The organism is Roseivivax sp. THAF197b, from assembly GCF_009363255.1.
Classification (GTDB): domain Bacteria; phylum Pseudomonadota; class Alphaproteobacteria; order Rhodobacterales; family Rhodobacteraceae; genus Roseivivax.
The window spans coordinates 399,171-424,958 of the sequence record NZ_CP045318.1; the positions used below are offsets into that span (position 1 = coordinate 399,171).

Annotated in this window: 27 protein-coding genes; 19 read left to right on the forward strand and 8 right to left on the reverse strand. The window is 65.6% G+C overall.

What is annotated here, in order from left to right; all coding sequences use genetic code 11:
* Positions 1-111 precede the first annotated feature (111 nt).
* Positions 112-1,341: an MFS transporter gene (locus tag FIV09_RS02025; protein WP_172975604.1), complete on the forward strand. Its 1,230-nt coding sequence runs from the start codon at positions 112-114 to the stop codon at positions 1,339-1,341.
* Positions 1,342-1,345: 4 nt separating this feature from the next.
* Here FIV09_RS02025 and FIV09_RS02030 read toward each other — a convergent pair whose 3' ends face one another.
* On the reverse strand, positions 1,346-2,941 hold the full coding sequence (locus FIV09_RS02030) for a sodium:solute symporter (RefSeq protein WP_152448425.1): 1,596 nt from the start codon (positions 2,939-2,941) through the stop codon (positions 1,346-1,348).
* Between the two features lie 93 nt (positions 2,942-3,034).
* Between FIV09_RS02030 and FIV09_RS02035 the strand changes: the two genes are divergently transcribed.
* Both FIV09_RS02035 and FIV09_RS02040 read left to right on the forward strand, forming a co-directional pair.
* Positions 3,035-3,904 carry a 50S ribosomal protein L11 methyltransferase gene (locus FIV09_RS02035; RefSeq protein WP_152448426.1) on the forward strand — a complete coding sequence of 290 codons (870 nt, stop codon included), beginning with the start codon at positions 3,035-3,037 and terminating at the stop codon, positions 3,902-3,904.
* A 122-nt stretch (positions 3,905-4,026) separates the two neighbouring features.
* Positions 4,027-4,368: a hypothetical protein gene (locus tag FIV09_RS02040; protein ID WP_152448427.1), complete on the forward strand. Its 342-nt coding sequence runs from the start codon at positions 4,027-4,029 to the stop codon at positions 4,366-4,368.
* Positions 4,369-4,482: 114 nt separating this feature from the next.
* Here FIV09_RS02040 and FIV09_RS02045 read toward each other — a convergent pair whose 3' ends face one another.
* Both FIV09_RS02045 and FIV09_RS02050 read right to left on the reverse strand, forming a co-directional pair.
* Positions 4,483-4,695, reverse strand: coding sequence for a DUF1127 domain-containing protein (locus tag FIV09_RS02045; RefSeq protein ID WP_152448428.1), 213 nt, complete (start codon positions 4,693-4,695; stop codon positions 4,483-4,485).
* 236 nt (positions 4,696-4,931) lie between these two features.
* Complete coding sequence (locus FIV09_RS02050) at positions 4,932-5,852, reverse strand: DMT family transporter (protein ID WP_152448429.1); 921 nt, start codon at positions 5,850-5,852, stop codon at positions 4,932-4,934.
* Positions 5,853-6,014: 162 nt separating this feature from the next.
* Here FIV09_RS02050 and ruvC point away from each other — a divergent pair, with 162 nt between their 5' ends.
* From ruvC to FIV09_RS02125, 15 genes are all read left to right on the forward strand, one after another.
* Positions 6,015-6,515 (forward strand): crossover junction endodeoxyribonuclease RuvC, encoded by a 501-nt coding sequence (gene ruvC / locus FIV09_RS02055; protein ID WP_152448430.1) that lies wholly within the window; start codon positions 6,015-6,017, stop codon positions 6,513-6,515.
* Positions 6,512-7,186, forward strand: a complete 675-nt coding sequence (gene ruvA, locus FIV09_RS02060) for a Holliday junction branch migration protein RuvA (protein ID WP_152448431.1) — start codon at positions 6,512-6,514, stop codon at positions 7,184-7,186. The genes ruvC and ruvA overlap by 4 nt, the downstream gene beginning before the upstream one ends.
* Positions 7,183-8,208, forward strand: a complete 1,026-nt coding sequence (gene ruvB / locus FIV09_RS02065) for a Holliday junction branch migration DNA helicase RuvB (protein ID WP_152448432.1) — start codon at positions 7,183-7,185, stop codon at positions 8,206-8,208. Before ruvA ends, ruvB begins: the two co-directional genes overlap by 4 nt.
* A gap of 265 nt (positions 8,209-8,473) precedes the next feature.
* Positions 8,474-9,130: a hypothetical protein gene (locus FIV09_RS02070; protein ID WP_152448433.1), complete on the forward strand. Its 657-nt coding sequence runs from the start codon at positions 8,474-8,476 to the stop codon at positions 9,128-9,130.
* A gap of 9 nt (positions 9,131-9,139) precedes the next feature.
* Positions 9,140-9,541 (forward strand): tol-pal system-associated acyl-CoA thioesterase, encoded by a 402-nt coding sequence (gene ybgC / locus FIV09_RS02075; protein WP_152448434.1) that lies wholly within the window; start codon positions 9,140-9,142, stop codon positions 9,539-9,541.
* A 111-nt stretch (positions 9,542-9,652) separates the two neighbouring features.
* Positions 9,653-10,348 (forward strand): protein TolQ, encoded by a 696-nt coding sequence (gene tolQ / locus FIV09_RS02080; protein ID WP_152448435.1) that lies wholly within the window; start codon positions 9,653-9,655, stop codon positions 10,346-10,348.
* 4 nt (positions 10,349-10,352) lie between these two features.
* Positions 10,353-10,832, forward strand: coding sequence for a protein TolR (gene tolR / locus FIV09_RS02085; RefSeq protein ID WP_152448436.1), 480 nt, complete (start codon positions 10,353-10,355; stop codon positions 10,830-10,832).
* A gap of 13 nt (positions 10,833-10,845) precedes the next feature.
* On the forward strand, positions 10,846-12,030 hold the full coding sequence (locus FIV09_RS02090) for a cell envelope biogenesis protein TolA (RefSeq protein ID WP_152448437.1): 1,185 nt from the start codon (positions 10,846-10,848) through the stop codon (positions 12,028-12,030).
* A gap of 92 nt (positions 12,031-12,122) precedes the next feature.
* Complete coding sequence (gene tolB, locus FIV09_RS02095; protein ID WP_152448438.1) at positions 12,123-13,448, forward strand: Tol-Pal system beta propeller repeat protein TolB; 1,326 nt, start codon at positions 12,123-12,125, stop codon at positions 13,446-13,448.
* Positions 13,449-13,528: 80 nt separating this feature from the next.
* Complete coding sequence (pal, locus tag FIV09_RS02100; RefSeq protein ID WP_152448439.1) at positions 13,529-14,056, forward strand: peptidoglycan-associated lipoprotein Pal; 528 nt, start codon at positions 13,529-13,531, stop codon at positions 14,054-14,056.
* Between the two features lie 3 nt (positions 14,057-14,059).
* Positions 14,060-14,932 carry a tol-pal system protein YbgF gene (gene ybgF / locus FIV09_RS02105; protein WP_152448440.1) on the forward strand — a complete coding sequence of 291 codons (873 nt, stop codon included), beginning with the start codon at positions 14,060-14,062 and terminating at the stop codon, positions 14,930-14,932.
* Positions 14,929-16,203 carry a tRNA lysidine(34) synthetase TilS gene (tilS, locus tag FIV09_RS02110; protein ID WP_254702288.1) on the forward strand — a complete coding sequence of 425 codons (1,275 nt, stop codon included), beginning with the start codon at positions 14,929-14,931 and terminating at the stop codon, positions 16,201-16,203. The genes ybgF and tilS overlap by 4 nt, the downstream gene beginning before the upstream one ends.
* Positions 16,204-16,281: 78 nt before the next feature.
* Positions 16,282-18,195 (forward strand): ATP-dependent zinc metalloprotease FtsH, encoded by a 1,914-nt coding sequence (ftsH, locus tag FIV09_RS02115; RefSeq protein WP_152448441.1) that lies wholly within the window; start codon positions 16,282-16,284, stop codon positions 18,193-18,195.
* Positions 18,192-18,971 (forward strand): methyltransferase domain-containing protein, encoded by a 780-nt coding sequence (locus tag FIV09_RS02120; RefSeq protein WP_152448442.1) that lies wholly within the window; start codon positions 18,192-18,194, stop codon positions 18,969-18,971. Before ftsH ends, FIV09_RS02120 begins: the two co-directional genes overlap by 4 nt.
* A 4-nt stretch (positions 18,972-18,975) precedes the next feature.
* Complete coding sequence (locus FIV09_RS02125) at positions 18,976-19,575, forward strand: MOSC domain-containing protein (protein WP_152448443.1); 600 nt, start codon at positions 18,976-18,978, stop codon at positions 19,573-19,575.
* A gap of 55 nt (positions 19,576-19,630) precedes the next feature.
* Here the strand turns inward: FIV09_RS02125 and FIV09_RS02130 are convergent, their stop codons facing one another.
* On the reverse strand, positions 19,631-20,506 hold the full coding sequence (locus tag FIV09_RS02130) for a 3-hydroxybutyryl-CoA dehydrogenase (RefSeq protein ID WP_152448444.1): 876 nt from the start codon (positions 20,504-20,506) through the stop codon (positions 19,631-19,633).
* A 150-nt stretch (positions 20,507-20,656) separates the two neighbouring features.
* Between FIV09_RS02130 and FIV09_RS02135 the strand changes: the two genes are divergently transcribed.
* Positions 20,657-21,511 carry a DUF6473 family protein gene (locus FIV09_RS02135; protein ID WP_152448445.1) on the forward strand — a complete coding sequence of 285 codons (855 nt, stop codon included), beginning with the start codon at positions 20,657-20,659 and terminating at the stop codon, positions 21,509-21,511.
* A gap of 123 nt (positions 21,512-21,634) precedes the next feature.
* Here the strand turns inward: FIV09_RS02135 and FIV09_RS02140 are convergent, their stop codons facing one another.
* From FIV09_RS02140 to FIV09_RS02155, 4 genes are all read right to left on the reverse strand, one after another.
* A complete protein-coding gene (locus tag FIV09_RS02140; RefSeq protein ID WP_152448446.1) occupies positions 21,635-22,561 on the reverse strand; it encodes an electron transfer flavoprotein subunit alpha/FixB family protein in 927 nt (308 codons plus the stop codon).
* A complete protein-coding gene (locus FIV09_RS02145) occupies positions 22,561-23,319 on the reverse strand; it encodes an electron transfer flavoprotein subunit beta/FixA family protein (RefSeq protein WP_152448447.1) in 759 nt (252 codons plus the stop codon). Before FIV09_RS02145 ends, FIV09_RS02140 begins: the two co-directional genes overlap by 1 nt.
* Before the next feature lie 171 nt (positions 23,320-23,490).
* Entirely contained in the window at positions 23,491-24,615 is a 1,125-nt protein-coding gene (locus tag FIV09_RS02150) for a M48 family metallopeptidase (protein WP_152448448.1), read from the reverse strand.
* A complete protein-coding gene (locus FIV09_RS02155; RefSeq protein ID WP_152452289.1) occupies positions 24,612-25,787 on the reverse strand; it encodes a DUF898 family protein in 1,176 nt (391 codons plus the stop codon). Before FIV09_RS02155 ends, FIV09_RS02150 begins: the two co-directional genes overlap by 4 nt.
* Position 25,788 lies beyond the last annotated feature (1 nt).

The window sequence follows — 25,788 nt, forward strand, 5'->3', positions numbered from 1 at the left end:
GCGGCAGGGGAAGGGCGCCTTGATCTGGATCAGGCTCGCGCGTTTTACGCACAGAGGCCCTCGCGTTTTACGATCTCGCCAAAGGCGCGGAATCGGCGTAACGCAGATGGCATGAGGATCATGCCCCTTGCCGATGCCCGGACCCTGCCGATCTGGCGGCGCCCCGTGACGCTTCTGTTCCTGATGGCCATCGCCATGCCGCTGAGCTTCGCGACATGGTCGGCGCTCCTGAACAACTTCGTCATCGAGGCCGCGAATTTCGACGGCTCGGATATCGGCTGGCTGCACACGGTCCGCGAGATCCCCGGCTTCCTGGCCGTGGGCGTGATCGCCGTGATCATCTTCATGCGCGAACAGGTGCTGGCGCTGGTGTCGCTGATCCTTCTGGGCGTGGCGACCGCGATCACCGCCTATTTTCCTTCGATGGGCGGTATTCTGACGATCACGATGCTGTCCTCGATCGGGTTTCACTATTACGAGACGGTGAACCAGTCGCTGCAATTGCAATGGCTGCCCAAGGCCGAGGCGCCGCGCATCCTGGGCCTTCTGGTCGCCGCCGCCTCTGCCGCGACGCTGGTGGCGTACGTGGCCATCGTCATGACCTGGGAGGCCTTCGATCTCAGCTACGCCTTCGTCTACATGGCGTCGGGCGGGCTGACGCTGGTGATCGTCGCCTATTGCTGGATCGCCTTCCCGCAATTCGAAGCGCCCAATCCGCAATTGAAGAAGTTCATCCTGCGCCGCCGCTACTGGCTCTATTACGCGCTGCAATTCATGTCCGGCGCGCGGCGGCAGATCTTTGTGGTCTTTGCGGGCTTCATGATGGTCGAGAAGTTCGGCTTCGAGGTGCACGAGGTCACGGCGCTTTATCTCATCAACCTCATTGCCAACATGATCTTCGCGCCGCTCATGGGCCGCGCCGTGGGGCATTTCGGCGAACGCAACGCGCTGGCATTCGAATATGTCGGCCTGACGCTCGTCTTTCTGGCCTATGGCGGGCTTTACTGGTTCGGCTGGGGCGTGATGCTGGCCGCGTTCCTTTACGTGATCGATCACATCTTCTTCGCCCTCGCGCTGGCCCTGAAGACCTATTTCCAGAAAATCGCCGATCCGGGGGACATCGCGCCCACGGCGGCCGTGGCCTTCACGATCAACCATATCGCGGCGGTCTTCCTGCCGGCGGCGCTGGGCTATCTTTGGCTTGTCTCGCCGCAGGCGGTGTTCACGCTGGCGGCAGGCATGGCGCTGACTTCGCTGGGCCTTGCGCTGATGATCCCGCGCCATCCCGAACCGGGCAACGAGACGGTGTTCGCCCGCCTCGTCGCGGCCCCCGCCGAATGAGGCCTCACCAGAAGCCGATCAGGATGCCGAGCATCGCAAGGCCCAGAAGCACCGCCCAGATCTTGACGTTGGCATAGAGCGGCGCGTCGTCCGACAGCGCGTCGAAGGCCATGTCGGGCGACCAGACCACATCGGCAAGATCCTCCTCCCGCCGGGGCGTGCCCGCGCGGCTGACGAGGAAGAAGATCACGCAGGACACGAGTGTCATCACGCCCACATTCGCGGTGTAATGAAGCGGCCAGTAGCCCATCTGCGTCGCGACGAAGACGGCGAGCGAGATTGCGTGCCCTATGGCGAGGGTGAAAAACGCCGCATCGCCCGTGCCCTTCTTCCACAGCGCGCCCAGAAGGAAGATCGCGACGACGGGTGGCACGACGATCGAAAAGGCTTGTTGCAGATAGTCCCACAGCCCGCCCATATCGTCGATGAACGGCGCCCAGAGGATGGCGACGACCATCAGGATAAGCGTCGTCACCCGCCCGATATTGCGCTGCTCGGTTGGCGACTTGTCCTCGACGCCCAGGAAATCGTGGCTGATGAGCGTGGACGAGGAATTGAGCGTCGAATCGACGCTCGACATGATCGCGGCGACAAGCCCCGCGAGCACGAGCCCCGTCAGCCCCGCGGGCAGGATCGTCGTGGCAATCGTCGGAAACACCATGTCGGAGTTCGGCAGATCCGGGATCACGGCCAGCGCCATCGCGCCCGGCAGGACCATGATGAACACGGGGATGATCTTGAGAAACCCGCCGAGGATCGCGCCGCGCTGCGCCTCGCGCAGATCGCGCGCCCCGAGGACCCGCTGCACGATGTACTGGTTCGTGACCCAGTACCAGAAGCCCAGAATCGGGACCCCGATGAACAGCCCGGGCCAGGGCAGGATGTCGTCGCTGCGCGGCTGGATCAGCGAAAGGTGGTCGGCATCGGGGATGGCCTGTTGCACCTGTGCCCAGGAAAACCCGAGATCCGAGAACAGGAAATAGGTCATCGCGGCACAGCCGAAGATCAGCACCACCGCCTGCAATACGTCGGTATAGACCACCGCCTTGAGCCCGCCCGACGCGGTGTAGATGCCGGCAAAGAGCCCGATTCCGATGGCCGTCTGCCAGATCGGGATTTCCGGAAAGAACGTGCGCACCACGACGCCGCCCGCGTAAAGCCCGCCGGCGGTGTCCACGATCACCGTCAGAAGGATGGTCACGGCGGAGAAATATAGCCGCGCGCGCCGGTCGAACCGCCGTTCCAGCCATTCGGGGATCGTCGTCACCCGCGAGCGGAAGAAGAGCGGCGCAAAAACGAAGGCCAGAAGGATCAGCGGGATGCCCGCCATCCATTCATAGGCCGAGGTCGCGATGCCCGTGGTGTAGGCCGCGCCGGTCAGGCCGATCAGCGTCGTCGAGGAGATGTTCGAGGCAAAAAGCGAAAAGCCGACGATGCCCCATGTCAGCGACCGGCCCGCGAGAAACAGGTCCTCGCCGCTTTGGGTGCGTCGGCTGACCCAGACGCCGATGGCGATGACGATGCCGAAATAGACCGCCAGAACCCATAGATCGAGCGAGGTGATCGCGTTCTGCACCGCTTGCGACGCATTGCCTTCCATGGAACAAGCCCTCCCGTGGCAGCCTCACGGCCAACACGCGGAAAATGCGTTTTGTTCCCACATCTTTTTGATCGCCTGCATGGAGGCCCCGCAATGACCACCTTCACCGCTTTCACGACGCTGCCCGGCAAGGATCAGGGCGAGGCGCTGGGCGAAGCGCTCGAGGATCTCGAGCCCGCGCCCACCGGTGTCGGCGTCTTCGAGATCGAGGACGGATCGGGCCTGTGGGAGGTGGGCGGCTATTTCGAGGCGCCGCCGCCCGAGATGGAGCTGGACCTCCTCGCCGCCGCCTATGGCGCGAAGCCCTTCGTGATCTCCGAACTGCCCGAGACCGATTGGGTGGCGAAGGTCCGCCGCGATCTCTCGCCCGTCGCCGCGGGGCGCTTCTTCGTCTATGGCAGCCACGATGCGGACAAGGTGCCCGAAAGGTCGGAGCCCCTGCTGATCGAGGCGGCGATGGCCTTTGGCACGGGCCATCACGGCACGACGCTGGGCTGCCTCCGCGCGCTCGACCGGCTGATCGAAGCGGGCGAGGTCAAGCAAAACACCATCGACGTCGGTTGCGGCACCGCCGTTCTGGCCATGGCGGCCGCGCGGATCTGGCCCGAGACGGCGCTCGCCTCCGATATCGACGCGGTTGCGGTGGAGGTGGCAGAAGCCAATGTCCGCGCCAATGATCTGACGGGCCGGGTCCGCTGCCTCGAGGCGGTGGGCTTCGATCACCCCGAGATCGCCAAGGCGGCCCCCTTCGATCTGGTCTTCGCCAATATCCTGATGGCGCCCCTGATCGAACTGGCCCCAGAGATGGCGCGCCACTCGGCGCCCGGCGCGCATGCGATCCTGTCCGGCATCCTGAACGAGCAGGCCGACGAGGTGGAAACGGTTTACCTCCAGAACGGGTACAAACGCGTGCACCGCGAGGAAATCAAGGAATGGACAACACTTACGCTCAAACGCAGCTGATCGGCAGGCGCACGCGTTAACCTTGGCCTCCGATTGGTCGCAATTTTCTAAAATTTGCCTCAATTCGGGATTACTTCGTCTTCAAACGCGAGTGGGGGCTCGATGTTTGTAACGAGGTTGCCATGGAAACCGTTCGGAGAAACTTCCTGCGTCGCCAGCGCGGTATTCGCAAGAAACACCGCAAGATGGCCGCAGGATACGTGACTACCGTGAACAAGGCGGGCGTGATCGAACATCATCCGCGCAAATCCGTGAGCGGATTCAGCGTCCGGCCCTTCGTGATCCTCGCCCTGGTCTTCACCGCCTTCAAGATCAGCGTGATCGTCAAGCTGGGTGAGGCGGAATATCTCAAGCGCCTCGAAGCCCTTGGCGCGGGCGACACGGTGGATGTCATCGGGGCGTTCGTGATGCAGATCGATCCGGTGACACGCGGCGTGCTTTCGCTCCTCAACGGCACCGGCTGACAGCGCGCATTGCCGCATCGTCCGGTGCGATCCGGCGAGACATGAAAAAGCCTGCCGCTGAGGATCAGGGGCAGGCTTTTCCGTTTGCGGGGCCGAACGTGGCGCGCCCGCGTCTCAGCGCTTGATGCGGCTTGCGCGCTCGATATCCGCGCGGATCAGGCCGATATCGTCCAGTTCGCGGTCCGAGAGTTGCGAAAGCGCGCGACGCGTGACGCGGCGGTCATTCCAGTCGGTGGCGGCCGCGGTGGCGGTGACGAAGACGGAGCCGATCCGGTTGGCCATGCCAACGGGGCCCATGAGCGGGTTATGCGTGTCGAGGAGGGTCATTTCGGGGTCCTGAAAGAGGGGGTATTAGGGTCGTTTCTGCTGGGCAGTTAGCGACGGCCAAGTCACCGGACAAGCTGCGAAAATCGCATAGCTCGCATGCTTTTTGTGCATAATGAAAACATGTGCTTTGCCCGTGTCGCGGGCAGCTTTTGAAACGTCGGAAACGGGCTTCGATCAAGGAGAAAACGGCGGTTTCGACACGTCGTGCGATAGACGCGCCCCGAAATCGCGGGCGATCAGCGGAGCCGCTGACGCGAGGTCACGCGCTCGGCTTGCGATTTGACCGGCCAGACCTCCAGGACACCGGAGGCCAGAACCAGCGCGCCGCCCGTGATTTCCAGCGGCGACAGGTGCTCGCCCGCCAACAGCGCGGCACTGACCGAGCCGATCAGGACCTCGGCCATCAACAGGATGCCGGTGCGTGCGGGGTCGAGCTGTTTGCTGGCCCAGATCAGCCCGACCATGGATGCCGCCCACCACAGAGCCCCCGTCACGACCGCAATGCCCAACGCCATCGGCCAGCGGGCCAAGCTGGTGGCGCCCTCCTCGGCCCCGGGCAAGACCAGCGCCATCACCAGGGCCGTCAGGGTCGCGCCCGCGGCAAACAGGAAGGCGGCCTCGCCCGCGCCGACGGCGGGACGCATGCGCAGACCGGTCGTGGCAAGCGACCAGCCGATGCCCGAGGCCAGCGCCATCCATTCGCCTGTCGTGCGGGGCAGGGGCCATTCCCCCTCAGCGCCGAGCATAGTGCCCAGCCCGGCAAGTCCTAGCGCGATTGCCACGAGCCGCAGTCGCGGCGTCCGCCAGCCAAAGACGTATCGCGCGATAAGCGTGCTCCAGACCGGGCTGAGGAAGAAAAGCAGGATGATGATCGCAACGCGGCCGTAATTGAACCCGATGGAATAAAGGGCAAAAGCCGCACCCCCCAGCGCCACGGAGGCCAGCGCCACGGGATCGGAGGCCAGAAGCCGCGCGCGTTGCCGAAACGCCACCGGCAACAGGCAAAGCGTGGCGCAGAGCGTGATCGCCGCCGTGCCCCAGGCACCGCCAATGCCAAGATCGGCCAGTTGCCGCACCGGCAGCCAGTAGAACCCCCAAATCGTGCCGGTCGCGATCACGATTGCCGTGGCAAGCCGCGTTGTCCGTTCCTGATCCATGAGGGCGCGCTACAGCATCCGGTGCCCAGAGGCAAAGGGCACCACGGGCCTGGGCATTGCGGCGCCGAGGCCGCAGATCGTGCTGGGGCCGCACCGGGGCACTTGGCGGATGTTCTCTTTTCGTGCTAGTGCATGCGGCAACAATAAAAGGGCAGGGCACTCGTGGTCAGGGTATTGGGAATCGATCCGGGATTGCGCAATCTCGGTTGGGGTGTGATCGACGCGGATGGCGGACGTCTGCGCCACGTGGCCAACGGCACGTGCCATTCCGCGCCGGGCGACTTGGCGCCGCGGCTCCTGTCGCTCTACCGTCAGCTCTGGGAGGTTGTGGAACGCTACGCGCCCGGCACCGCCGCGGTGGAGCAGACCTTCGTCAACAAGGATGCGGTCGCGACCCTGAAGCTCGGGCAGGCCCGCGCCATCGCCCTTCTGGTGCCCGCGCAATTCGGTCTGGAGATCGGGGAATATGCGCCCAACAAGGTCAAGAAAACGGTGGTGGGCGTGGGTCATGCCCACAAGCAGCAGATCGACCACATGGTGAAGATGCAGCTTCCGGGTGTGACCATCGAGTCTCCCGATGCCGCCGACGCCCTGGCCATCGCGATCTGCCACGCGCATTATTCCCGCGCGCCGGAATTGCGCGTTGCCGGAGCACGGACATGATCGGACGCATCGCCGGACGGGTGGAATACAAGGGCGACGATCACGTGCTCGTCGATGTGCGCGGGGTCGGCTACATTGTCTATTGCTCGGATCGCACGCTCGCGCAGGTGCCCCGTCCCGGAGAGGCGGTGGCGCTCTTCACCGATCTCCTCGTGCGCGAAGATATCCTGCAGCTGTTCGGCTTTCTGAGCCTCGTGGAAAAGGAATGGCACCGGCTGTTAATGTCCGTGCAGGGCGTCGGCGCGAAGGCCTCGCTCGCCATCCTCGGCACGCTCGGACCCGACGGGGTGAGCCGCGCCATCGCCCTGGGCGACTGGAACGCCGTGAAGGCCGCCAAGGGCATCGGTCCCAAGACCGCGCAACGCGTGGTAAACGAACTCAAGGACAAGGCGCCCACGGTAATGGCCATGGGGGTCGCCGCCGCACCGGTCAGCGCGGGCGATGATGCGGTGATCGATCCCGACGATGCGGGCGCTGCGCCCCGCGCCATACCTGCCGCGGCTCCGCCCAACGCCTCCGCCCAGTCCGAAGCGCTCTCTGCGCTTGGAAATCTCGGCTACAATCCGGGCGAGGCGGCCAGCGCTGTGGCCCAGGCCGCGTCTGACACGCCGGATGCGGAGACGAGCACGCTCATTCGCGCCGCGCTCAAGCTCCTGGCGCCGAAACCATGACCGAGCCCGACCCCCTCCTGCGCGCCGAGACCGGCCCCGAGGAACGCGACCGCGCGCTGCGCCCGCAGGTGCTCGACGATTTCGTGGGCCAGGCCGAGGCGCGGGCGAATCTGCGCGTCTTCCTGCAATCGGCCCGGTCGCGGGGCGAGGCGATGGACCACACGCTCTTTCACGGCCCGCCCGGCCTCGGCAAGACGACGCTCGCGCAGATCATGGCGCGCGAGCTCGGCGTCAATTTCCGCATGACCTCCGGCCCGGTGCTGGCCAAGGCGGGCGATCTCGCGGCGATCCTGACCAATCTCGAAGCGCGCGATGTACTCTTCATCGACGAGATCCACCGTCTCAATCCGGTCGTCGAAGAGGTGCTCTACCCCGCGCTTGAGGATTTCGAGCTCGATCTCGTAATCGGCGAGGGCCCGGCGGCCCGCACCGTCCGGATCGAGTTGCAGCCCTTCACGCTGGTGGGTGCCACCACCCGGCTCGGGCTTCTGACAACGCCGCTGCGCGACCGCTTCGGCATCCCGACCCGGCTGCAATTCTACACGGTCGAGGAGCTGGAATACATCGTCGCCCGCAATGCCGAGAAACTGGGCGTCGCCGCCCATCCCGATGGCGCGCGCGAAATTGCCCGAAGGGCGCGGGGCACGCCCCGCATCGCGGGCAGGCTCCTGCGCCGGGTCGTCGATTTCGCCGTGGTCGAGGGCGACGGCACGATCACCCGGGCATTGGCAGACAACGCGCTGACACGGCTCGGCGTGGATAGCCTTGGCCTCGACGGGGCGGATCGGCGTTATCTCGGCCTCATCGCCGAGAATTACGCAGGCGGTCCCGTGGGGATCGAGACGATCGCCGCGGCCCTCTCGGAGCCCCGGGACGCGATCGAGGAGGTGATCGAGCCCTACCTTCTGCAACAAGGCCTGATCCAGCGCACCCCGCGCGGGCGGATGCTGGCGCAGAAAGGCTGGTCGCATCTGGGCCTGCCCGCGCCGCGGCAGCCGGACCAGGGCGCGCTCTTCGACTGAGCGCCACGCCGCCCTCTCCAACTGCGCGTCCCACGTCGTCGCTCAAGCGCCACGCCCTGTCACGACCGGACCAGAAATACCTCCGGGGAGCGCGAGGGGCTGGCCCCTCGCTTTGCGCTCTCGCCATCCGCGCTTGAGGCCGGAATGACGCGCCCCGACCAACGCCCCCGACTTCGCGCCGCGCAGCGGCGCGCGGGTCGGCGGGCGAAGCCCGTCGAAACCCCTCTCTTGTCTCCCGCACGCCACAATGCGACACCCCGAAGCCATGACAGACGATCCACGCATCCTTTCGCCCGAGACGATCGAGGCGTTCTTCACCCGTTCGGACGGACAATATCTCTTTGCCCGCTGGGGCCGCCCCATTGCGCCGGTGATCTTCGGGGTGGACGATCCGACGATCTCCACCATCAAGGGCGCGTTCGAGGCGGTGATGGCGCTTTCCGGTCACAGCCTTGCCGAAACCGACCCGGAGCTCGGCGCCAATTGCATGGTGTTCTTCTGCCGCGACTGGGGCGAGCTGACGGAGGTGCCCAATCTCGACCGGCTCGTCGAGGGGTTGGGCCCGCTGGTCGAGCGTCTGAAAACGGCCGAGGCCAACCAGTACCGGGTCTTCCGCTTCGACGCCGCGGGCGCAATCCGCGCGTGCTTCATCTTCATCCGCATGGACGAAGAGATGTCGAAACTGCCCGCGGAGACGCTGGCGCTGGGGCAGGTTGTGCAATCGGTGCTCCTCTGGTCCGACCGGGCCTTCACCGACCGCTCCGCCTTGGGCCAGCTTGATGATGGCCGCGTCGTGTTGCGCCCCGATATCGCCGGGCTCATCCGCGCAGGCTACGATCCGGTGCTGCCGGATGTGGCGCAGGATGCCTCCCACGCGTTGCGCCTTCATGCCCGCATGATCGCAACACCCCCCGCCGCCTGAGGACGCCCCATGCCCCACACCTTTCCCGTGCGCGTCTATTACGAAGACACCGACATGGCGGGCATCGTCTATTACGCCAATTATCTGCGCTATATCGAACGCGCCCGCTCTGACTGGGTGCGCGATCTGGGCATCGACCAGAACGCGATGCGCGAAGAGGACGGGGTGGTCTTCGTCGTCCGCCGGGTCGAGGCCGATTACATCGCGCCTGCGCGCTTCGACGACGCGCTCGAGGTGCGCACCGTCACCCGGTCCGTCACCGGCGTGAAGCTGATGATGGGCCAGGAGGTCTGGCGCGACGAGACGCTGCTCTTCCGCGCCGAAGTTCTCGTCGTCTGCGTCGGCGCGAACGGCCAGCCCGCCCGTCTACCGGCAAATATCCGCCAAAAGCTGCCGAAAAGTTCCGCCTGACGGCGCCTCCACGGGCAATTCACCGCAATGTGTTGGATTTGACCCGCGACTTAGCGTATCCCTTCGGGCAAACACGGCCCGAAAAGAGGCCAAGGCAGAAAGAGCAGGCTCATGGAAACCGAAACTCTGGCGCTGGCGCAGGAGATTGATTTCTCCATGTGGGCGCTGTTCGCCCGCGCGACCTTCACCGTGAAACTCGTCATGCTGGCGCTCATCGTGGCCAGCTTCTGGTCATGGTCGATCATCGTCCAGAAGATCATCGCATATCGCGCGGCTCGCACCGAGGCCGACCGCTTCGACCGCGCCTTCTGGTCCGGGGAGCCGCTCGACGAGCTCTTCGATCAGATCGGCATGGAGCCCAAGGGCCGGTCCGAGCGCATCTTCGCCGCGGGCATGATGGAATGGCGCCGCTCGCATCGCGACGACGGCAACCTGATCGCTGGCGCGCAATCGCGCATCGACCGCTCGATGGATGTGGCCATCCAGAAGGAGGCCGAGGAATTGCAGGGCGGGCTGGGCGTTCTTGCGACCGTCGGATCGGTCACGCCCTTCGTCGGCCTTTTCGGGACGGTCTGGGGCATCATGCATGCCTTCATCGAGATCGCGCAGCAGCAAAACACATCGCTTGCCGTCGTGGCGCCGGGCATTGCCGAGGCGCTTCTGGCCACGGGGCTCGGCCTTCTGGCCGCGATCCCGGCGGTGATCTTCTACAACAAGCTCTCGGCCGATGCCGAACGGCTGATCGGCGGCTACGAGGCCTTCGCCGACGAGTTCTCCACCATCCTGTCGCGCCAGCTGGACGGCTGATCCGATGGGCGCAGGTGTCACCAAATCGGGCGGAGGCGGCGGGACGCGGCGCAGACGGCGTCGTTCCGGCCGCGCCCAGCCCATGTCGGAGATCAACATTACGCCCTTCGTGGACGTCATGCTGGTGCTTCTCATCATCTTCATGGTCGCCGCACCGCTTCTGACCGTGGGCGTGCCGATCGAATTGCCGAAGACCGCGGCCACGGCGCTGCCGTCGGATAACGAGGAGCCGCTGACCGTCACCATCGATGCGGCAGGCGGGGTCACGATCCAGACCACGGAAGTGGCCCGCGACGAGCTGGTCGCGCGCCTGCGCGCCATTGCGGAGGAACGCAGCGACGATCGGGTCTACCTGCGCGCGGATGGCGCGGTGCCTTACGAGACCGTCGCGCAGATCATGGGCGCGCTCAACGCGGGCGGCTTCTCGTCCATCGGGCTTGTCACCGATATCGGCGGGCCTGCGCTGAACGCCCAGGGCAATTGAGGGGGCATCCCCAATGAAGCCCATCCTCTCCAAGCTCAATACCGGCCAGATCGTTTCTGGCCTCGGGCATGGCTTGCTCATTCTCTGGCTGCTCTTCGGCGGCATTTTCCGGCCCGATCCCGATCCTGTCGCGATCCAGGACGTGCAGATTCTGTCATCGGAAGATTTCGCCGCCCTCTCGCAACCTTCCGCACCACCCGAAGCCGCCTCGGAAGTCGACGCGCCGATAGCACCGGAAGCGCCAGAGGTTTCTCCGCAAGCCCCCGTTGTTACGCCTCCGCCGCAACCGCGCCCGGCGCCGGAACCGACGCCCGAGCCGGAGGTGGAAGAGCCGCCCGTGCCCGTGCAGCCCACGCCCCCTGCTGAGGTGACGGATACCCCACCGGCCTTGCCCGAACCCGCGCCCGAAACACCCGCGCCCGAGATCGCCGAGACGCCGACGCCCGACGCCGCACCACGCGTGGCACCCGAGCCTGTCGCTCCGCCCGAGCCCGACGCGCGCGTGGCCGAGGAGGTGCAGGATAACGTCTCGCCCGATGCGGCAACGGATGAGGTGGCCGAGGTGGACGAACAGGACGCAACCTCTCCCGAGGAGGCCACGACCGAGATCGTGACCGAAGCCGAGGAACCGGCGCGCGCGCCAACGGCGTCGGTGCGCCCGGCCGCGCGTCCGAACCGTCCCGCCCCGACACCGACGCCAGAGCCCGCGCCCGAGCCAGAGCCCGCGACGGAGACCCAAACCGCCGAGGCGCCGGAAACGCCCCCTGCTGAAGAGGCGCCGAGCGAACCCGACGCACCCTCCGGCGTGGAAGCGGCACTCGCCGAAGCGCTGGGCGGCGGCGGCACCCCCGATCCCGATCCGGCATTGCCGGTCGGCCCGCCGCTCACGGGCGGGGAGCGCGATGCCCTGCGTGTGGCCGTGCAGCGCTGCTGGGTCGTCGATGTGGGCAGCCAGGCCGCAAACGTGACGGTCGTCGTCGGCATGCGCATGGAAGAGAATGGCCGCGTGGTCACAGACAGCCTGCGCCAGATCGAGGCCTCTGGCGGTGATGCGGCAGCGACGCAGACCGCCTTTCAGGCCGCGCGCCGCGCGATCCTGCGCTGTCAGGGCGACGGCTTCCCGCTGCCGCCCGAGAAATATGCCCAATGGCGCGAAATCGAGATGGTCTTCGACCCCTCGGGCATGCGGTTGCGCTGAGGATGCGGTCTCGTGCGCAGAACCGTCATTTGTTTCCCGTCGCGGGCGTGCTTAAGCTCGCGCGCAACATTCCGTTCCGGAAAGGTTTGCCGATGAAAACGCTTGTTTCCTGCCTCCTGGCCCTCACGCTGGCCCTGTTGTCCCTTCCGGCGCAGGTTCACGCGCAGGGTCCGCTCAGGATCGAGATCACCGAGGGTGTGATCGAACCCTTGCCCTTCGCCGCACCGACCTTCGTGGCCAGCAGCGCCGAGACGCAAAGCTACGCGCAGGAGATCACGCAGGTCGTCCGCGCGGATCTTACCGGAACCGGCCTGTTCCGGCAGATTTCAGCCGATGCCTTCATCAGCCAGATCACCAGCTTCGAATCACCGGTGCAATTCGCCGATTGGCGCGCCATCAACGCGCAGGCGCTGATCACCGGCGCGGTCAGCGTGGACGGTTCGGGCCGGGTGATCGTGAAGTTCCGCGTCTACGACGTCTTCGCGGGCACCGAGCTGGGGCAGGGCATGCAATTCGTGGGCACGCCGGATGGCTTGCGCCGGATGGGCCACAAGGTCGCCGATCAGGTCTACTCCCGGATCACCGGCGAGGGCGGCTATTTCGACAGCCGCGTCGTCTTCGTCTCCGAGCAGGGGCCGAAGGATGCGCGTCAGAAGCGGCTCGCGATCATGGATTACGACGGCGCGAACCTGCAATATCTCACCGACAGCTCCGCCATCGTGCTGGCGCCGCGCTTTTCGCCCAATGGCGACCGGGTGATCTACACGAGCTACGCAACGGGCGAGCCGCGTGTGCACATGCTCGATGTGGGCTCGGTGCAAAGCCGGATCCTGCCCACGCAACAGGGCCTGATGAGCTTCGCGCCCCGCTTCGCGCCTTCGGGGCAGAGCCTTCTCTATTCCGCGACCACGGGCTCCAACACCGACATTTTCTCCATGGATATCGCGACCGGGCAAACGCGGCAGCTGACGTCGGCGCCCTCGATCGAGACCGCGCCCAGCTTCTCGCCCGATGGCAATCGCGTGGTGTTCGAAAGCGACCGCTCCGGCAGCCAGCAGCTCTACATCATGCCCGCGGGCGGCGGCGAGGCCACGCGCATCAGCTTCGGCGAGGGGCGCTACGGCACGCCCGTCTGGTCTCCGCGCGGCGATCTCATCGCGTTCACAAAGCAGAATGCGGGCCGCTTCCATATCGGCGTGATGCGCACGGACGGCTCCGAGGAGCGGTTGCTGACCGCCTCCTTCCTCGATGAGAGCCCGACCTGGGCACCCAATGGCCGCGTCATCATGTTCAGCCGCGAAACGCAGGGCGCCACCGGATCCTCGTCGCTTTACTCGGTGGACATCTCCGGTCGGAACCTGAAGCGGGTGGCCACGCCCGCGGGCGGATCGGACCCGAGCTGGGGCCCGCTGCAATAGAGCATGTGCCGCGCGAGCGGCGATTCACTTCACCGGCGCGATATGCTAGCGTGCCGCAAAACAAGAGCAGGACCACCAAGATGGGCATTTCGACCAAAGCTATCCTGATCGTCGCGGCGCTGGCCGTGGCAGGCTGTCAGAACCCCGACCGCTTCGGCGCGGGCGGCGATCCCGGCATGGGCGCCGGGGCAGGTGCGGGCGCGGGCACCGGCATCGTGCCGGGAAGCGCCAATGACCCCAATTCCCCCGCCTATTTCAGTCAGACCATCGGGGACCGCGTCCTCTTTGCGGTGGATCAGTCCACGCTCTCGCCCGCCGCGCAAGCGACCCTGTCGGGCCAGGCGCAATGGCTGATGTCGAACCCGACCTACATGGCCCGGATTGAAGGCCATGCGGATGAGCAGGGCACGCGGGAATACAACCTCGCCCTCGGCGCGCGCCGGGCCAATTCGGTGATGGAATACCTCGTGGCGCAGGGTGTGGCGCAAAACCGCCTGACCTTCGTCTCCTACGGCAAGGAGCGCCCGATCGAGATCTGCTCGACCGAGGAATGCTATTCCAAGAACCGCCGCGCCGTTACGGTCGTGGCCGCAGGCGGGCTCGGCTAAGCCATGCTGCGCGCCGCCCTCCTTGCGCTGAGCCTTGCCGCGACGCCGCTGGCCGCGCAGAACGCCGACACCTTGGCCGATATCCGGCAGGACCTGTCGGTGCTGACCTTCGAGTTGCAGAAACTGAAGCGTGAATTGTCGACCACGAGCGGCTCGGGCGTGCAGGTGGGCGGCGGCACGCTGGATCGCGTGAACGCCATCGAGGCGGAGTTGCAGCGCCTGACCGCCCAGACGGAACAGATGCAGTTCCGCATCGACCAGATCGTGCAGGATGGCAGCAACCGGATCGGCGATCTGAATTTCCGCATCTGCGAGCTGGAAGAGGGCTGCGATATCGGCGCGCTGGGGGATACCCCGCCGCTTGGCGGCACGCCGCCCGCACCCGTGGCGACACCGGCCCCCGCGCCTCAGCCCGCCACGCCGCCCGCCGACGCGACGGGCGCCGCGGGCTCAGGTGACAGTGGCTTGCCGATCGCGGGCGGCGCGCAGCTCGCCGCGGCCGAGGAGGCCGATTTCCGCGCCGCGCAATCCGCGCTGTCCGACGGCGAATATCAAAGTGCCGCCGACCGCTTCACCGCCTTCCGCCAGACCTATCCCGGCAGTCCGCTCGATGCCGCAGCGCTTCTGGGCCGGGGCACGGCCCTTGAGGAACTGGGCAATACGCGCGAGGCCGCTCGCGCCTATCTCGAAGCCTGGAACACCTATCCGGACGCCCCCACCGCACCTGAGTCATTGTTTCGTCTCGGTCGGGGCTTGGGCAAGATCGGCTCCACCCAGGAGGCCTGCGTGACCCTTGCGGAAGTGGCCACGCGCTATCCCGGCTCCGATGCCGTGGCGCGGGCACAGACCGAACGCACGGCGCTCAACTGCCAGTGACACCCGAGGTGCGCGAGGCTCCGTCGCTCGATGACCGGTTCGCCGCCGCCATGGGGCAATGCCTCGGTCCCGATTTCCCCGCCGAGATCGGCCTTGCCGTGTCGGGCGGGGGCGATTCCATGGCGATGCTCGCCCTTGCGCACAATTGGACCAAGCGCTGGGGCGTGCGGCTCCGCGTTGTCACGGTCGATCATGGTCTGAGGCCCGGATCTGCCGACGAGGCGCGGCTCGTGGCCGAGGAATGCCGCGTTCTGGGCTGGCCGCATGACACGCTGAAATGGACCGGCTGGGACGGGCAGGGCAATCTGCAGGATGCCGCCCGCCGCGCGCGGCTGTCGCTGATCGACGGCTGGCGGCAGGGCATGCGCGATGTGCTCTTCGCCCACACGGCGGACGATCAGGCCGAGACGCTGCTGATGCGGCTCAGGCGCGGATCGGGCGTCGAAGGCCTGTCCGGCATGGCGCAGATTCGCGAGGCCGGTGCGATGCGCATCGTCCGCCCGCTTCTGGATGAGCGGCGCGATGCGCTGCGGTTCTATCTGCGGGTGATGCGCATTCCCTTCGCGGATGATCCCTCGAACGAGGATACGGGTTTCGAACGGGTCCGCATGCGCAAGCTCCTGGCCGATCTCGACGAGGCGGGCCTTGGCGTCGAGGCCCTGACCGGCACGGCGCGGCGCATGGCCCGCGCGGGCGAGGCGCTGAAGGCTCGCGCGGCGGACATCGCGGCGCGTCTCACGCGGCTCGACTGGGGGCAGATCGTGATCGACCGCGACGGCTTTGCCGAAACCGAACGCGACACGCAGATGCGGCTTCTGGCCGCAAGTCTGCGCTTCGTGGCGGGCGGCGCATATCGTCCCAGGGCCGACGCGCTGGAGGCGCTGCTCGACTCGGCACTTTCGGGAAAGGGCGGCACGCTGGGCGGCGCGGCCCTGCATGTGGAGGCGGGCGAAATGCGCATCGTGCGCGAGTTGAACGCGGTCGAGACGATGGAAATCACGGCCGGGTCCGGCACGCTCTGGGACGGTCGCTGGCGCATAGAAGGCCCCGAGATCAATGGCTTGAGCGTTCGCGCGCTGGGAACACGCGGCTGGTCGCAGGTCACCCCGAAACCGCAGACGGGCCCGCGCTTTCGGCAAGCGCTGTCACTTCCGGCGGTGTTTCGCGGCGAGACCTTGGTCGCCTGCGCCGCGCTGGAGTTCGGCCCCCCGCATACCTGCCGCTTCGAGGCCCCGGCCCCGAGCCTTTCGGGCTTTGTCCTGTCGCATTGAACGGACCCGTCTTATCCCTATGTTACATGGGGACCGGCCATGATATGAGCCGCTACAAGACTTCACAGGAGAATTTCCTTGGGCAACGCGCGTAATATCGCCTTCTGGGTCGTGCTCTTTCTGCTCGTCCTTGCACTCTTCAACCTCTTCTCTGGCGGCAACAACACGCTGCAGAGCCGCGAGGCGCCGTATTCGGACTTCGTGTCGGCCGTCGAGGATCAGAACGTCACCTCGGCCACGATCGACGGCGAGCAGGTCCGCTACCGGACGCAGGACGGCACCGATTACGTCACGATCAAGCCGCAGGATGCCGAGGTCACCAACCTTCTAGTCGACAACAACGTGCCCGTCCGGGCCGAGTCGCAGGAACAATCAGGCTTCCAGTCCTTCCTGATCTCGCTTCTGCCCTTCCTGCTGCTGATCGGCGTCTGGATCTACTTCATGAACCGGATGCAGGGCGGTGGCCGCGGCGGCGCGATGGGCTTCGGCAAGTCCAAGGCCAAGCTTCTGACCGAGAAACATGGCCGCGTGACCTTTGACGATGTCGCGGGCATCGACGAGGCCAAAGAGGAACTTGAAGAGATCGTCGAGTTCCTGCGCAACCCGCAAAAATTCAGTCGTCTTGGTGGCAAGATCCCCAAAGGCGCGCTTCTGGTGGGCCCCCCGGGCACCGGTAAGACGCTGCTTGCCCGCGCCATCGCGGGCGAGGCCGGCGTGCCGTTCTTCACCATCTCGGGTTCGGACTTCGTCGAGATGTTCGTGGGTGTCGGTGCATCGCGCGTGCGCGACATGTTCGAGCAGGCCAAGAAGAACGCGCCCTGTATCGTCTTCATCGACGAGATCGACGCCGTGGGCCGCAACCGGGGCTCCGGCTATGGCGGCGGCAATGACGAGCGTGAGCAGACGTTGAACCAGCTTCTCGTGGAGATGGACGGTTTCGAGGCCAATGAAGGCGTCATCATCGTCGCGGCGACCAACCGTCGTGACGTGCTTGACCCCGCGCTGCTGCGTCCGGGCCGCTTTGACCGTCAGGTCACCGTGCCCAACCCGGATGTCAAAGGCCGCGAGAAGATCCTCGGCGTGCATGCCCGCAAGACCCCGCTTGGCCCCGATGTCGACCTGCGCATCATCGCGCGCGGCACGCCCGGCTTCTCCGGTGCGGATCTGGCGAACCTCGTGAACGAGGCCGCGCTGATGGCGGCCCGTGTCGGACGCCGCTTCGTGACCATGGTCGATTTCGAAGATGCCAAGGACAAGGTCATGATGGGCGCCGAGCGCCGGTCGATGGTCCTGACGGCAGATCAGAAGGAGAAGACCGCCTACCACGAGGCCGGTCACGCCATCGTCGGCCTGTCGCTGCCGCAATGCGATCCGGTCTACAAGGCCACGATCATCCCGCGCGGCGGTGCGCTTGGCATGGTCGTCTCGCTGCCCGAGATCGACCGCCTGAACTGGCACAAGTCCGAGTGCGAAGAGAAGCTTGCCATGACCATGGCCGGCAAGGCGGCCGAGATCATCAAATACGGCGAAGAGAACGTCTCCAACGGTCCGGCGGGCGATATCCAGCAGGCTTCGGCCCTGGCGCGTGCGATGGTCCTGCAATGGGGCATGTCGGACAAGGTCGGCAATATCGACTACCGCGAAGCGGCCGAGGGATATTCCGGTCAGACCGCGGGTCTGTCGGTCTCCGCCCACACCAAGGAGATGATCGAGGACGAGGTGAAGCGCTTCATCGCCGAGGCGTATGAGACCGCGCATCGCATCCTGACCGAAAAGAAGGATGAGTGGGAGCGTCTCGCGCAAGGCCTTCTCGAATACGAGACACTGACCGGCGAGGAGATCCAGCGCGTCATCCGCGGCGAGCCGCCGCATTCCGATGATGGCGATGCGGGCAGCTCGAGCGATGAACCGAAATCCTCGGTCGTCTCGATCCCGAAGACGAAGCCCAAGGCGAAACCTGCGGGCGATCTCGAGCCCGAACCGTCTGCATGACGGCTGCGGCCGAGGCAATCGGCTGGGACCCCGGAACCTATAACAGGTTCCGGGGTTTGCGCTTGCGCCCCGCACTCGATCTGTTGCGCTCCATCGGGCCGTTGCCGGAAGGCGATGTCATCGATCTGGGCTGCGGGGCAGGCGCCGTCGGTCCCGCGCTTGGACAATTGCGGCGCAGGCTCGTCGGGGTCGATTCCAGTCCCGAGATGCTCGATCATGCGGAGCGGTCCGGCTCCTACGACGTGGTCGAGGAAACGGATCTGGCCACCTGGCAAGCGGAAACGCCCCCCGCCATGATCTTCGCCAACGCGGCGCTGCACTGGCTCCACGATCATCAGACATTGATGCCGCGCCTGGCGAAGATGCTGACGCCGGGCGGGGTTCTTGCGGTGCAATGCCCCAATCAGAACCGCGCGCCCTCGCACCGGCTCTGGTTGCAGATCGCGGATGAGCTGTTCCCGGGTCGGGTCGATCGCAAATCGCTCCCGGCGCTTCTGCTGCCAGCGGAATACCACCGGCTGCTCTCCCCGCTTGGCAAGGTCTCACTGTGGGAGACGGAGTATTATCAGGAGCTTGCGCCCGATGCCGAAGGGCACCCGGTGCGCCGCTTTACCGAAGCGACCTTTGCCCGTCCGATCCTGTCCGCCCTCTCGGGCGAGGAGCGCAAGCGCCTGATCGGCGAGTACGAGAAGGTCATCGGCAAGGCCTATCCGGAGGGGGCCAACGGGACGGTTCTGTTCCCCTTCCGCAGGTTGTTTTTCACGGTGACGGTCTAGACCCATGCCAGCGCTGAAGCCCACGGATTTCACCGCGAAAATCGTCTGGCTCGGCCGGGTGACCGAGGTGACGAAAGACATCCGCTCCGCCCCGGTGGACGCGATCCCGCTCGATTGGGACGGCGTGCCGGGCGACACCCATGGCGGCATCAATCGCCCCTCCTGTTCGCGTCTTCTCAGCCAATACGCGCGCGGGACGGAGATCCGCAACGTGCGCCAGCTTTCCATCGTCTCGGCAGAGGAATTGTCCGACACCGCCGCGCGTATCGGTCTGACCGACCTGCCGCCCGAATGGCTGGGGGCGACGATGGTGATCGAAGGCTTGCCCGATTTCTCCCATGTGCCGCCCTCGTCGCGGCTTCAGCTCGACGATGGGGGCATGCTGGTCGTCGACATGGAGAACCGGCCCTGCCATCTGCCCGCCCGCGAGATCGCGGAGACTGAGGCCGAGGCCGCGAAACGGTTCAAGGCTGCGGCCAAGGGCAAGCGCGGCGTCACCGCCTGGGTGGAGCGTCCGGGCACGTTACGCTTGGGCGGAACCTTGCGGCTGCATGTGCCCGACCAGCCGCTTTGGGCGCACCACGAGGCGCTGCGCGGGGCCTGAATGCCCCATGCCGTCAGAAGAAATTGAATAAATTTCTTCGCACAAACCGACGCGATCAGCGCGTCGGAACCGGCGTCTCCCCGCGATAATCGTAAAAGCCGCGTTGTGTCTTGCGGCCAAGCCATCCGGCTTCGACATATTTCGAGAGCAGCGGGCAGGGGCGGTATTTAGTATCGCCCAGCCCGTCATGCAGCACGTTCATGATCGCAAGGCAGGTGTCGAGCCCGATGAAATCGGCCAGTTCGAGCGGGCCCATCGGATGGTTCGCCCCGAGCTTCATCGCCTCGTCGATGGACGACACGTTGCCCACGCCTTCCAGAAGCGTATAGGCCGCTTCGTTGATCATCGGCATCAGGATGCGGTTGACGATGAAGGCGGGGAAATCTTCGGCCGAGGCTGCAGTCTTGCCGAGTTTGTTCACCACGCCAAGGCAGGCCTCGTAAGTCGCCTGATCGGTCTGGATGCCGCGGATCAGCTCCACCAGCGACATGATCGGCACGGGGTTCATGAAGTGGAACCCCATGAAGCGTTCGGGCCGGTCCGTGCGGCTCGCGAGCCTTGTGATCGAGATGGAGGACGTGTTGGAGGTCAGGATCGTGTCGGCCTTCAGCGCAGGCACGAGCGTCTCGAAGATCTTGTGCTTGACCTCTTCGCGTTCGGTCGCGGCTTCGATCACCAGATCGGATTGCCCCAGATCGGTCAGTTCCTGCGTGGTCTTGATCCGGGCAAGCGCCGCGTCGCGATCCTCCGCCGAGATCTTCTCGCGCTTGACCTGCTTGTCGAGGTTCTTCCCGATCAGATCCGTCGCGGCCTTGAGCGCGTCGGCACTGATATCATTCAGCAAGACGTCATAGCCTGCCACGGCCATCACATGCGCGATGCCGTTGCCCATCTGTCCGGCGCCTACGACGCCCACCGTCTTGATCTCCATGCAATGCCCCCTCGATTGCCGCGTGTAAGTTGGCCCGGTGCTGCCCGGATCACAAGGGGCCTTCAAGGGGGTAACGGAAACCTGCGGCTTTAATAAAGGCTCAAAGCTTATCGTGCAGACAGGAGACACAAAAACTCCGGTGTGCAAACCATGTATAGCAACGACATTCGCGGCGGCCTCGATTACGGGCTATGCCGCCACGGCAAGAGCCGGGTGCGATTCCGCGGCCCGATCCCCGACCTCGGGGGGGATTACCTCGCCTGTCTGGGCGGGTCGGAAACCTTCGGGCGATTCCATCCCGATCCGTGGCCACAGCTTCTTGGCGATCATCTGGGCGCGCCGATCGTAAATTTCGGGCAGGTGAATGCAGGCCTCGATCTCTTTCTGCAGGACCCCGAGGTGCTGCGCATCGCGTCCGCGGCGAAGCTCTGCGTGATGCAGGTGATCGGTGCGCAGAACATGTCGAACCGGTTCTACACCGTGCATCCAAGGCGCAATGACCGCTTCGTGAAGGCCTCCGATACCTTGGTGATGCTGTATCCGGATGTGGATTTCAGCCAGATCGCCTTCACTGGCGCATTGATGAGCACGCTGTTCGACACCTCGCCGGAGCGGTTCGAAGTGGTGGTGCGCGAAGTGCAGGTGGCCTGGGTGTCACGGATGCGCCTGATCCTCGGGCACCTGCCGCCTCCGGTTCATCTGCTGTGGTTCGCGGAAAAACCCCCGCCGAAGACCGCGCGGGCGGCGCTGATCCCGCCGCTGCAGGACCCTACCTTCGTCACGCGCGAGATGCTGGGCAGCCTGGCGTCCCGGACGGGCGGCCTTGTGGAGGTGATAGAACCCGCGGCGGAGCATTGCACGAAGGGCATGGTCTACTCCGAATTCGATGCGATGATCGCTGCGGGCATGCTGAGCGCGAAAGCGCATGAGCAGGCGGCACAGGTCCTGTCTGACACGCTGCGCGACAGCTGGGCGGCGCCCCGCAAGGAACGTGGGGATTTGTGACGCGGCAATGGGCCATTCCTTCCGTGAGGAAGGCCTAGGACGAGATGGCCGTCTGCATCCTAACCGCAAACAAAAAGGCCCGCCGGAGGGGCGGGCCTTCGTGATTTACCGTTATCGCTCTGATCAGAGCTTTTCCGTCAGCTCGGGCACAACGTCGAAGAGATCGCCCACAAGGCCGTAATCCGCGACCTGGAAGATCGGCGCTTCTTCGTCCTTGTTGATCGCGACGATCACCTTCGAATCCTTCATGCCGGCGAGGTGCTGGATCGCACCGGAGATACCGCAGGCAATGTAGAGATCCGGTGCCACGACCTTGCCGGTCTGACCCACCTGCCAGTCGTTGGGCGCAAAGCCCGAATCGACCGCGGCGCGCGAGGCACCGACGGCGGCGCCAAGCTTGTCCGCGAGCTTTTCGATCACCGCGAAGTTCTCTTCGGAGCCGACGCCGCGGCCACCCGAGACGACGATCCCGGCCGAGGTCAGCTCGGGACGGTCGCTTTCGGCAACCTTGTCTTCGACCCATTCCGACACGCCCGGATTGTCCGCGGCTGCCACATCCTCGATCGCGCAGGCGCCTTGTTCGCCAGCGGCGTCGAAGGTCGAGGTCCGGATGGTCAGGACCTTCTTGGGATCCGACGACTTGACCGTCTGCACCGCGTTGCCCGCATAGATCGGACGCTCGAACGTGTCGGCATCGACCACGCCGGTCACATCGGTCAGGATCATCACGTCGAGAAGCGCGGCGACGCGCGGCAGGATGTTCTTGGCATCCGTGGTCGCAGGTGCGGCGATGTGGTCGTAATCACCCGCAAGCGACACGATCAGGGACGCGACCGGTTCTGCCAGACGATGACCGTAAAGCGCATCCTCGGCGACCAGCACCTTGGAGACGCCATCGATCTTCGCAGCCTCGGCGGCCGCATCCTTGGCGGAGGCGCCCACGGCCAGAAGGGTCACGTCACCCAGCGCCTTCGCGGCGGTCACGGCCTTCGCGGTCGCATCATGCGACAGCGCACCGTCGTTGATTTCAGCGATCAGAAGAACAGCCATTACACGACCCCCTTGTCTTTCAGCTTGGTCACGAGTTCGTCGACCGAACCCACCATTTCGCCTGCGGCGCGCTCTTCGGGCTCCGAGGTTTTCACGATCTCGAGGCGCGGCGCGACATCGACGCCGTAATCGGCGGGCGTCTTCTCATCGAGCGGCTTCTTCTTCGCCTTCATGATGTTCGGCAGCGATGCGTAGCGCGGCTCGTTCAGGCGCAGGTCGGTGGTGACGATGGCGGGCAGCTTGACCTTGATGGTCTGCAGGCCGCCATCCACCTCGCGCGCGACCACGGCGTGATCGCCATCAATCTCGAGCGTGTTGGCGTTCGTGGCCTGTGCCCAGCCCGTCAGTGCCGCCAGCATCTGGCCGGTCGCATTCAGGTCGTTGTCGATGGCCTGCTTGCCGCAGATCACGAGGCCCGGCTGCTCTTCCTCGATGACCTTGGCGAGGATCTTCGCGACCGAGAGAGGCTCGATGTCGTTGTGCACGTCATCCGCGGCATTCACGAGGATCGCGCGATCCGCGCCCATTGCGAGGCCGGTGCGCAGCGTTTCCTGCGCCTGCTTCACGCCGATGGAGACGACGATGACCTCGTCGGCCTTCCCGGCTTCCTTCAGGCGGATCGCCTCTTCGACGGCAATCTCGTCGAAGGGGTTCATCGACATTTTCACATTGGCCAGATCGACGCCGGATCCGTCCGCTTTCACGCGAACCTTCACGTTGTAGTCGATCACCCGTTTGACAGGCACGAGTACCTTCATGGGTCAGCTCTCCCTTGCTCGGGGCGACGCATCCCGCGACGCCGGAATGGATTTGTCCGATTGAATACCGTGACGCAGCGCAGGGCGACAGGGGGAAATCGACGCATGGGGCGCCACGAACGTCGCGTTTTTTCCACGCATCCCGCGAAAACCTTGCGTCAGATGCAAGTATCAGTCGCAGATGCCTTTCAGCGCGCGGAATTGGGATTCGCTTAGCAGGGGTGCCGGATCGAAGCCTTCTGGCACGGCGGCCTCGGCGCCTTCGATGCGCTCCGACAGTTCGGGATGGCTCATGAAATGGGTCATGATCGCAGGCGGCTCGCCGCCCATGTCGCGGAATCGTTCGAACATCGCGCCCAATGCCGCGGGCGAGATGTCGGCGCGTTCAAGCATGCCATAGGCGAAAACGTCGGCTCCGGTCTCGGCGGCCTGGCTGTAGCGCGCCTCGATCAGTCGCTCGGTCAGGAACAGAACCGCCGCACCGCCCGCGAAATCGCCGAGGATCAATCCCAGAACCCCGATGGAGCCCGCAGAGCGCAGCGCATGGCGCGTCGGATCGCGGCTGACCACATGGCCGACCTCATGGGCGAAGACGGCGGCGATCTCCTCGGGCGTCTCGGCGGCGTCGATCAGACCGCGGAAGAACACGATGAAGCCGCCCGGAAGCGCGAAGGCGTTGACCATCTCGTGGTCGAGCACATGCACCGAAAGGTCCTGCGGCAGGGGTGTACCGCCTGCCAGCCGGTCACGGATAGTATCGAGGGCCGCCATGCCGTCGGGATCTTCGCAGAAGGCAACGGGTGCGACGCTGTCCGGGCCGAGCGCGTTGCGGATCTGGTTCAGCGTGACCTCGCCCAAGGCGCGCTCGCCCTCGGGCGGGATGAACCGGGCCAGTTGGTCGGCCATGATCGGCACCAGCACGAAGATGATCAGGGCGACAGAGCCAAGCGCCGCTGCGGCCCAACGGGCGATCCGGCCCCGATTCGCCGTGGGCGCGCGCCTTTTGCGGTTGGGCAGGCGCGGCGCGAGATCGCGGTCGCCCAGAACAAGCTGCGCCAGTGGATCGCCCTTGAGACGCAGCACGAAAAGATCGCCCCCCGCCTGATCGGGCACTTCGCGCACGTCGTCCAAAGGCCAGCCATAGGCGTCGCCGCCCGCCTCGAACACGAGCGCGCCCGCGACCTCGTCGATACCGAGTGCCACGTCATGCGGCACGGGTGACATCCCGTCGAAGAATGTCGCGCGGCCCTGATAGATCGCGGGGCGCGGACCGACGCGGATGATCGTCTCGGTCATATCGACGCCCCCACATCCAGTGCTTCGGCAAAGCCCTCGGCCTGTTCCGCTTCGTCGCGCGGGCGCTGGCGCACCTTCGCAAGACCGTCCGGCGTGCCGATGGCAATCCGCAGCGCGTAATGTCGGATCAGGGGCATCGTCACGAAGATCTGCGTGAGTGCGGACCACATCAGGAAGATCGCGAAATAAAGCCCGGCGCTGAGCGCGATCAGCGTGTAGGGCGGCAGCGCCTCAAGCCAGGGCAGCGCATCGCCCGCACCCATGTCGGCCAGCATGTCCGCGGCCTGCAGGCCCAGGATTGCCACGCCCAGAAAGATCGTGGGCAGCGCGAGGATGGCCAACGTGCCCAGATAGCCGAAGCCGAAGATCAGCAGCACCTTCATGGCGGAGGGGGTGAAATGCAGTCGCACATCGCCCATGCGTTTCGTCTCGGTCAGAAGGCGCAGCGTCTCGACGCGGTAATAAACCACGCCGTACAGCCCTGCGAGCGCGGCGGCCACACCGCTCGCCGCCGCGGCCCCCGGCTGCTCGGCAAAGCCGAGCCCCGTGCTCAGGAGGGCCAGCCCGATGGCGATCCCGATCCATTTCAGCGCGGGGTAGAGCATGGTCCAACGGCCCTCCTGCACGAGGCGCGCCGTGCCGAAATAGGTCCGGTCGGTTTTGTATTTCTCCAGCCAGAAGGTCATGCGCGGCCAGAGAAGGCCAAGGCTCAGGATCGTCACGATCCAATGGCCGAGCGCGCGGAACGCGTAACCCCACGCCCCGGGCGCCAGGGCAAAGCGTACGCCGCGCCAGCGAGTCCGGGCGAGGATATAACGGCGCGCGCGATATTGCGCATAGAACCACAGCGGGATGACGCCCAGAAAGCTCAGGCCATAGGCCGCGACATTGCCCTGAAACAGCGAGAAGCTGACGAACATCAGGATCAGGTTCACCACGCCGATATAGAAGGCGAGGATCACCACGGCGATCAGAAAGCCCAGAAGCTTCTCCCAGGGATCGCCTACGTATTCGAGCGGATGACCCCCGGGCCGGATCGCCGACCAGTACCAGCGGCGCAGGCGCGTCTTCATCCAGAAGCGGTAGATGCCGAGCGTGAGAACCGTCAGGAAGCCGGTCTTGAGCGCCAGCGCCAGAAGCGGGCCGCGCCGCCCGGCAAAGTCCGTCTCCAGC

What these genes read in the sequence shown, in the direction of transcription:
- FIV09_RS02150 (WP_152448448.1), bottom strand. Translation starts at nt 24,615, where the DNA reads ATGACCGAGACGATCATCCGCGTCGGTCCGCGCCCCGCGATCTATCAG.
- ybgC (WP_152448434.1), top strand. Translation starts at nt 9,140, where the DNA reads ATGCCCCACACCTTTCCCGTGCGCGTCTATTACGAAGACACCGACATG.
- FIV09_RS02145 (WP_152448447.1), bottom strand. Translation starts at nt 23,319, where the DNA reads ATGAAGGTACTCGTGCCTGTCAAACGGGTGATCGACTACAACGTGAAG.
- ruvB (WP_152448432.1), top strand. Translation starts at nt 7,183, where the DNA reads ATGACCGAGCCCGACCCCCTCCTGCGCGCCGAGACCGGCCCCGAGGAA.
- FIV09_RS02070 (WP_152448433.1), top strand. Translation starts at nt 8,474, where the DNA reads ATGACAGACGATCCACGCATCCTTTCGCCCGAGACGATCGAGGCGTTC.
- FIV09_RS02035 (WP_152448426.1), top strand. Translation starts at nt 3,035, where the DNA reads ATGACCACCTTCACCGCTTTCACGACGCTGCCCGGCAAGGATCAGGGC.
- tolR (WP_152448436.1), top strand. Translation starts at nt 10,353, where the DNA reads ATGGGCGCAGGTGTCACCAAATCGGGCGGAGGCGGCGGGACGCGGCGC.
- pal (WP_152448439.1), top strand. Translation starts at nt 13,529, where the DNA reads ATGGGCATTTCGACCAAAGCTATCCTGATCGTCGCGGCGCTGGCCGTG.
- FIV09_RS02120 (WP_152448442.1), top strand. Translation starts at nt 18,192, where the DNA reads ATGACGGCTGCGGCCGAGGCAATCGGCTGGGACCCCGGAACCTATAAC.
- FIV09_RS02090 (WP_152448437.1), top strand. Translation starts at nt 10,846, where the DNA reads ATGAAGCCCATCCTCTCCAAGCTCAATACCGGCCAGATCGTTTCTGGC.
- ruvA (WP_152448431.1), top strand. Translation starts at nt 6,512, where the DNA reads ATGATCGGACGCATCGCCGGACGGGTGGAATACAAGGGCGACGATCAC.
- FIV09_RS02130 (WP_152448444.1), bottom strand. Translation starts at nt 20,506, where the DNA reads ATGGAGATCAAGACGGTGGGCGTCGTAGGCGCCGGACAGATGGGCAAC.
- tolB (WP_152448438.1), top strand. Translation starts at nt 12,123, where the DNA reads ATGAAAACGCTTGTTTCCTGCCTCCTGGCCCTCACGCTGGCCCTGTTG.
- FIV09_RS02045 (WP_152448428.1), bottom strand. Translation starts at nt 4,695, where the DNA reads ATGACCCTCCTCGACACGCATAACCCGCTCATGGGCCCCGTTGGCATG.
- ybgF (WP_152448440.1), top strand. Translation starts at nt 14,060, where the DNA reads ATGCTGCGCGCCGCCCTCCTTGCGCTGAGCCTTGCCGCGACGCCGCTG.
- FIV09_RS02030 (WP_152448425.1), bottom strand. Translation starts at nt 2,941, where the DNA reads ATGGAAGGCAATGCGTCGCAAGCGGTGCAGAACGCGATCACCTCGCTC.
- FIV09_RS02040 (WP_152448427.1), top strand. Translation starts at nt 4,027, where the DNA reads ATGGAAACCGTTCGGAGAAACTTCCTGCGTCGCCAGCGCGGTATTCGC.
- FIV09_RS02135 (WP_152448445.1), top strand. Translation starts at nt 20,657, where the DNA reads ATGTATAGCAACGACATTCGCGGCGGCCTCGATTACGGGCTATGCCGC.
- FIV09_RS02050 (WP_152448429.1), bottom strand. Translation starts at nt 5,852, where the DNA reads ATGGATCAGGAACGGACAACGCGGCTTGCCACGGCAATCGTGATCGCG.
- FIV09_RS02025 (WP_172975604.1), top strand. Translation starts at nt 112, where the DNA reads ATGAGGATCATGCCCCTTGCCGATGCCCGGACCCTGCCGATCTGGCGG.
- tolQ (WP_152448435.1), top strand. Translation starts at nt 9,653, where the DNA reads ATGGAAACCGAAACTCTGGCGCTGGCGCAGGAGATTGATTTCTCCATG.
- FIV09_RS02140 (WP_152448446.1), bottom strand. Translation starts at nt 22,561, where the DNA reads ATGGCTGTTCTTCTGATCGCTGAAATCAACGACGGTGCGCTGTCGCAT.
- FIV09_RS02125 (WP_152448443.1), top strand. Translation starts at nt 18,976, where the DNA reads ATGCCAGCGCTGAAGCCCACGGATTTCACCGCGAAAATCGTCTGGCTC.